The 6,350-nt window shown below is 64.8% G+C and carries 3 protein-coding genes and 1 pseudogene; all 4 read left to right on the top strand.

All coding sequences use genetic code 11. From position 1 onward, the window contains the following. Positions 1-558, top strand: a pseudogene (locus F3H96_RS30715) (hypothetical protein); the annotation flags it as partial. A 203-nt stretch (positions 559-761) separates the two neighbouring features. Then, positions 762-3,068, top strand: a complete 2,307-nt coding sequence (locus F3H96_RS25705; protein WP_244620152.1) for a peptidase domain-containing ABC transporter — start codon at positions 762-764, stop codon at positions 3,066-3,068. A 27-nt stretch (positions 3,069-3,095) separates the two neighbouring features. Continuing rightward, on the top strand, positions 3,096-4,502 hold the full coding sequence (locus tag F3H96_RS25700; RefSeq protein WP_149804476.1) for an HlyD family type I secretion periplasmic adaptor subunit: 1,407 nt from the start codon (positions 3,096-3,098) through the stop codon (positions 4,500-4,502). 29 nt (positions 4,503-4,531) lie between these two features. Continuing rightward, the gene (locus F3H96_RS25695; RefSeq protein WP_149804475.1) at positions 4,532-6,265 is read left to right on the top strand and encodes an SEL1-like repeat protein; all 1,734 of its coding nucleotides are present in this window, start codon (positions 4,532-4,534) and stop codon (positions 6,263-6,265) included. Positions 6,266-6,350 lie beyond the last annotated feature (85 nt).

The following is a 6,350-nucleotide window of genomic DNA, read 5'->3' as shown; positions in this document are numbered from 1 at the left end:
GCTACCGGCTCGACCGGACCCAAGGGCGATACCGGCCCGAAGGGCGCGACTGGCGGTACTGGTGCTACTGGTGCGACTGGCGCAACCGGTGCCACCGGCTCGACGGGACCGAAGGGCGATACCGGACCGAAGGGCCCGACGGGTCCGACCGGCGCAACCGGTCCGACCGGACCCTCGAGTGGTCACCACGACTCGATTGCTCCGTCGACCACGACCCTGGCGACCACCGCTACAAGCCAGAAGACTGCCGCGGTCACATCGGACTCGCTGGGTCTGACGGACACTTCGCAATTCCTGAAGTCAGGTTCGGCCGGCAACAGCGGCAATACCACCAGCCATCAGTCGTTCCGCTACCTGATCGGCCTGGCGGCCGGCTCGGCGACGACCGACCTCCTGAATGTCCTGAACACGATCAGGGGCTTCGGTCAGAACCACGACAAGCCGTCGGGTGCGAGCACCGATCCGACCTCGGACCAGACCAAGCAGGGTGGCGGCTATGCCAATATCGACGACACGGTGAAGAAGGTTCTGAAGGATTTTCTGAAGCCGCATGAGTGAGCAGGAACGTTGACCGGAAACCGGTTCAAGGCTGAAATATCGGGCGCGCGGGCTTTGCTGGAAAGCTGGGTCCGCGCGTTTTCGAAAGAAGGGTCGCGCGGCCGATCGGCTGGGAGTATAAGGAAGATCGTCGGAAATCTCGGCAGCAACGCCTCGGCCCGGGCATTGCGGAACCCTCGCCCTGCGTACCGGATGAGAAGTCCATGGTGAACGTCCCCGTAAACGCCGAAGACCAGCCGCTCTCTATCCGCGCCGGAACCGAAGTCGAGGCTCCCGCGGCGGATCAGTCGGGCGGCCAGAATGCAACCGCGCGGGCTCCCGGCGGTCCCGCCGAGCTCGACCAGTTCGGGCCGCGCCTCAAGGCCGTGCTGCGGGCCGCCCGCTATCACGGCGTCGAGCTCGATCCCAGCGAATTCAGGACGGCGAGCGCGGTTCCGACTGCCGCCGATCTCTCCGAGTGGACGCAGAACGCCGGCATGTGGTCGCGCGCCGTGCGCATCCGCTGGGCGCACCTTTTGCGCTTTCAGGACACCGGACCGGTCGTCCTGTTGTTCAGCGATGGCGGCGCGGGCCTCCTCACCGGCGCGAGTGCCGAGCGCAACATCGTCTTCCTCAAAAGTCCCGACGCGCCGGAGGACGGCGAGGCCACCGCCATCGACGAGCTGCGGCTGTCGCAGGTGTGGACGGGTGAGGCCGTGCTGCTGCGCGCGACACGGTCGCATGTGGCGGCGGATGCGCCTTTCACCCTTCACTGGCTCGCCGAGCTGGTGCGGCTGGAAAGCCGGCCGCTGCGCGACATCGCTATCGCCTCGTTCACTCTAAGTGTCCTTACCATCCTGCCGCCGCTCATCGTCATGACACTGGTCAACAAGGTGCTGCAGTTCAACAGTGTCTCGACGCTTGTGCTGTTGTCGGCGATCATCGCCGTGGTCTTCGTCTACGAGACGCTGCTCGGCCACGCGCGGCGGCTGATCATCAACGTCGTCGGCGCCCGTCTGGACACCAAGCTGCACCTGCATGTCTTCAGCCGGCTGCTGCGCCTGCCGCTCGACTATTTCGAGCGTCATCCGGCCGGCGAGACGATGTATCACCTGGCCCAGGTCTATCGTATCCGCGAATTCCTGACCGGAAAGCTGCTTAGCACGTTCCTGGATTTGATCACGCTGTGCGTGCTGGTACCGGTTATGTTCTACATCAACGCCTCGCTCGCCTGGATCGTGGTGGCCTGCGCGGTCGTGATCATGTTGATCATCCTTGCCTATCTCAAACCGCTGCGCCGGAGATACCAGCGGGTGGTCGAGGCCGAGACCTGGAAGTCGGCGGCGCTCGGCGAGACTGTCGTCGGCATCAAAACGGTGAAGGCGCTCGGCCTCGAGCCGCAGCGCAAGGCGCTGTGGGACGAGCGGGTGGCGGAAGCGGGAAAGGCGCGTCTTGCCTTCGGACAGCTCGCCAGCTGGCCCCAGACCCTGGTCACACCGATCGAACGCGTGATGGTGCTCGGCACCATACTGATCGGCGCCTATCTCGCGATGAACGACCGCTCCGGCTATATGGTCGGTAGCCTGTTCGCGTTCATGATGATCTCGCAGCGCGTGGCGCAGCCGCTGGTCGGCCTGGCGCGGCTGGTTGAAGATTACGAGGAGGTCGGTGCGGCGATCGGCGAGGCCGCGTCGGTCCTCAACCGGCCGCTGGAGAGCAGTTCGAATTCCACTGGCCTCAGACCCAGGCTCGTCGGCGAGGTCGCGTTCAGCGACCTGACGTTCAGCTATATGGGCACCAAGACACCGGCGCTCGACAGGGTCAGCTTCCACATCCCATCTGGCAGCATGTTCGGCATCGTTGGGCGCAGCGGGTCGGGAAAATCGACGATCGCGCGCCTCCTGCAGGGCATCAACCGCGACTACAGCGGTTTCCTCAAGCTTGACGGCGTCGACCTCAAGGAAATCAACCTGCGCCATCTTCGCCAAGGGCTCGGCGTGGTTCTCCAGGACAACTTTCTGTTCCGCGGGTCGATCCGCGATAACATCATCGCCGGGCGCTCGGGCCTGACGCTTTCCGATGCCATGCGTGCCGCGCACCTCGCCGGCGCCCAGGAGTTCATCGAGCGGATGCCGAATGGCTATGACACCTACATCGAGGAAGGCTCGCCCAATTTGTCGGGCGGTCAAAAGCAGCGGCTGGCGATCGCGCGCGCGCTGATCCACGATCCGACCATCCTCATCCTCGACGAAGCGACCAGCGCCCTCGACCCGGAGAGCGAGGCGGTGGTCAGCGCCAACCTCATGCGTATCGCCAGTGGGCGCACCATGATCATCGTTTCGCACCGGCTCGCCTCGCTGACCGAATGCGACAATATCCTGGTCATGGATCAGGGTAAGGTCCTCGACGTCGCGCCGCACGCGGCACTGCTCGAACGATGCGCGCTTTATCGCCAGCTGTGGTCGCAGCAGAACCGGCACCTCGACGGCCGCCACGGCCGCCCGGTCGCCATCCCGCCGAGGTTGGTTTGACGATATGCGCTTCAGGTCCGGTAACCCATGAGTAGCACCGCTCTCACCACCCTCCCCGCTCGGCAGCAGCGGATGGAAACGCGGGATCCAACGACGCCCGCCATACTCGAGTTCCAGTGGCCGTCGACGGCTGTCGCCAATGCGCCTATTCCGCAGGCGGCGCGCGGCATTGTCTGGATCATTTCGAGCCTGGTCATCGCGCTGATCGCCCTGGCAGGACTGATACCGGTCGATCAGGTTGTAACGACCCGAGGGCTGGTCGTGTCAAAATCGCCCAACATCGTCGTGCAGCCGCTGGACACCGCGATCGTGCGCTCGATCGACGTTCGTGAAGGACAGCACGTGCAGGCCGGTCAAGTGCTTGCCCGCCTCGATGCTACCTTTGCTTCAGCCGACCTGGCGGCGCTTGCGATGCAGGTTTCTACGCTTGAAGCCGAAGTGGCGCGGTTGAAGGCGGAACAGGACGGCAAGGTCTTCAACTATGATGGTCTGGATCCGAGCTGGACCCTGCAGGCGTCGATCTTTGAGCGCCGCAAGGCGGTCTACGACGCCAAGGTTGAGAATTTCGACCGCCAGCGCGACGAGCTCAGTTCCGTTATCTCGCGCTCGCAATCGGATGCCGATGGCTACCGCCAACGGCTCGCCGTCGCGGCCTCTATTGAAGATATGCGCAAGCAGCTTGAAGTAAGGCAGGTGGGCAGCCGCCTCAACACACTGCTTGCTGAGGATAATCGCGCCGAAATGTCCCGGGCGCTCGGCAATGCCGAGCAGACTGCACAAGCCGCAAAGATCCAGCAGGCGGCGGTGGCCGCCGAGCGCGACGGCTACATCCAGGGTTGGCGAGCTGATGTTTCGCAGAGCCTTTCGGAGGCGAGTTCGCGGATATCCGACGCCCGCGAACTTCTCAACAAGGCAAAGCTGCGCAAGCAGTTGGTCGAGTTGAAGAGCGAAGCAGACGCCATCGTTCAATCGGTGGCCAAGGTCTCGGTCGGTTCGGTGCTGCAGTCCGGCGAGCGCTTGATCACGCTTGTGCCAGCTAACGCGCCGCTTGAGATCGAGACAAACATCGTTGGCCGGAGCAGCGGCTTTGTGCATGTTGGCGACCAGGTGATCATCAAGTTCGACACTTTTCCCTATTCGCAATACGGCCTCGCGCATGGCACCGTGCGGACGCTCAGCCCGGATTCCTTCTCCGCGCAGGATCAAGCGCGCGATCCGAACAGCTCGCTGGCAATGCTGCCTTCGGACGCAGAGCCGTTCTACCGCACGCGGATTTCCATCGACCAGGTCGCCCTCCACGGTGTGCCTGCCGGTTTCACCGTCAGCCCCGGCATGCCGGTGACCGCCGACGTAAAGGTCGGCCGGCGCACAGTGCTCAAGTACATTCTCGGTGTGATGCTCCCGATCAGCCAGGAAGCGATGCGGGAGCCGTAGAGCACCGGGGGAATCATGGGCTCGGATCGATGACAATCCTGGATCGGCTGACTGGTTTCGCCTCCCCGGCGGCAGCGTTGCGCCGGGCGACCCAGCTGTCTGACAGCGGCAAGCCCGCTGAGGCCTTTCCGCTTATGGCGGTAGCGGCGCGCGCGGGGATCGTCGATGCCGAGTACCGGGTCGCGCGTTGCTATCTCGAAGGCTCCGGCGTGCCGCCGAGCCGCATGGAAGGCGCGCGCTGGCTGTTGCGGGCAGCCAACCACGGCAGCGCAGATGCGCAGGCGCTGCTCGCCGCCCTCTACGTGACCGGGCTGGTGACACCGGAAGCCGATGGCAAGGGCACTTTGTCGGAGCAATTGTTCAAACGGGATTCGTCGGGCAAACCGGATTTCACGGCCGCGTTCGACCTTGCCACCAAGGCGGCCGAGGCGGGCTCGGCAACGGGACAGGCGATCCTCGGTTATATCCTCACCAGCGGCCCCAAAGCGATGCGTAACCTCGATGCGGCGCACCACTGGTACGAGAAGTCGGCTTCCGCCGGCTGCGCCGAAGGATGTCTCGGCCTTGCCCTGTCATTGGCCCGGCGCGGCAGGCGCGAAAATCGGGTCAGGATTGCAGACGAGGTAAGACGCGCGGCCAATGCCGGCCTGCCGACCGCAACCTATCTTCTCGCAGTACTTACCGAGCACGGGCTCGGCGTGGTGCGCGACCTCGCTGCAGCCGCTCAACTGTATCAGGCTGCCGCGGAAAAGGGCCTTCCCTCCGCTCAGTTTCGCTTGGGATTGGCACTGATTGATGGTGGGCTCTTCGACCATGATCCAGTTGCCGGCGAGGCGTGGATGCGGCGCGCCGCCTTGGCCGGCAATATCGAGGCGGCCTATCTCCTCGGCGATCGCTATGTGAAGACGCAGCCGCCGGATTTTGCAGAAGCCGCAAACTGGTATCGGCGGGCGGCCGAAGCAGGTCACCAGGCCGCAGCCCGTGCCTTGGCCTCTCTCTATCTGACGGGGAACGGCGTGGCCGAAGACGCCGAAGAGGGGACACGCTGGCTGCGCGCCTCCGCGATTGGCGGCAATCAGGAAGCACAGATCGACCTGGCCAATCTCGTCCTCGGCGGAGCCGGCGAGCCGGACGACCGTGCAAGCGTTGCCGGATGGTTCGAGGCGGCCGCGTCGTCCGGCGACTTGATTGCGGCATTCAATCTTGGGCTCTGCTTCGCCAATGGGGTAGGCGTCCGCCAGGACCAGGGGCAAGCGGCGCAATGGCTGAGGCGCGCGGCCGAAGGCGTCGCCGAGGCGCAATACATGTACGCCCGCCTCCTCCAGGATGGACGCGGCGTGGCGGCCGACCCAATGCAGGCCCGCGTCTGGTTTGCCCGGGCGGCCAATGCCGGCGTGCTCGACGCGAAGGTGGCGCTTGCCGAGATGCTGCTCAACGGGCGCGGCGGCGCACGCGCGCCAGAGACCGCGGTGCAGCTGTTCCAGCAGGCCGCCGACGACGGCCACGCCGGCGCGATGTTTGCGCTTGGCGCATTACACGGCACTGGACAAAGCCTGCCGGTGGACCAGACGGCGGCGCAGAAATGGTTCGCCGCCGCCGCCGGACGTGGCCATGGCCAGGCCCAACTCATGCTCGGGCGCTATCTCTCCAAAGGTCTCGCCGGGGAGCGCGACCCCGTGGCCGGTCGCCTTTGGCTCGAGCGAGCGGCTGCGCACGGTATCAATGAAGCGGCCGACGAACTCGCCGAGTTCCCATCGGGTTGAGGCCTGCATGTGCAAGCACGCCAACTTTGCTTTTTCACGCTGAAATGGCCGTTTCGCCGGATTTCGCAGGTTTTTCCCCTACGAG

The sequence above is a fragment of the Mesorhizobium sp. NFR06 genome, from assembly GCF_900115245.1.
GTDB lineage: Bacteria > Pseudomonadota > Alphaproteobacteria > Rhizobiales > Rhizobiaceae > Mesorhizobium.
This window is presented reverse-complemented; position numbering and strand designations above follow the sequence as displayed.

Bases quoted from the DNA above. Each gene is read 5' to 3' on its own strand.
- F3H96_RS25705 (WP_244620152.1), top strand. From the start codon at position 762: ATGGTGAACGTCCCCGTAAACGCCGAAGACCAGCCGCTCTCTATCCGC.
- F3H96_RS25700 (WP_149804476.1), top strand. From the start codon at position 3,096: ATGAGTAGCACCGCTCTCACCACCCTCCCCGCTCGGCAGCAGCGGATG.
- F3H96_RS25695 (WP_149804475.1), top strand. From the start codon at position 4,532: ATGACAATCCTGGATCGGCTGACTGGTTTCGCCTCCCCGGCGGCAGCG.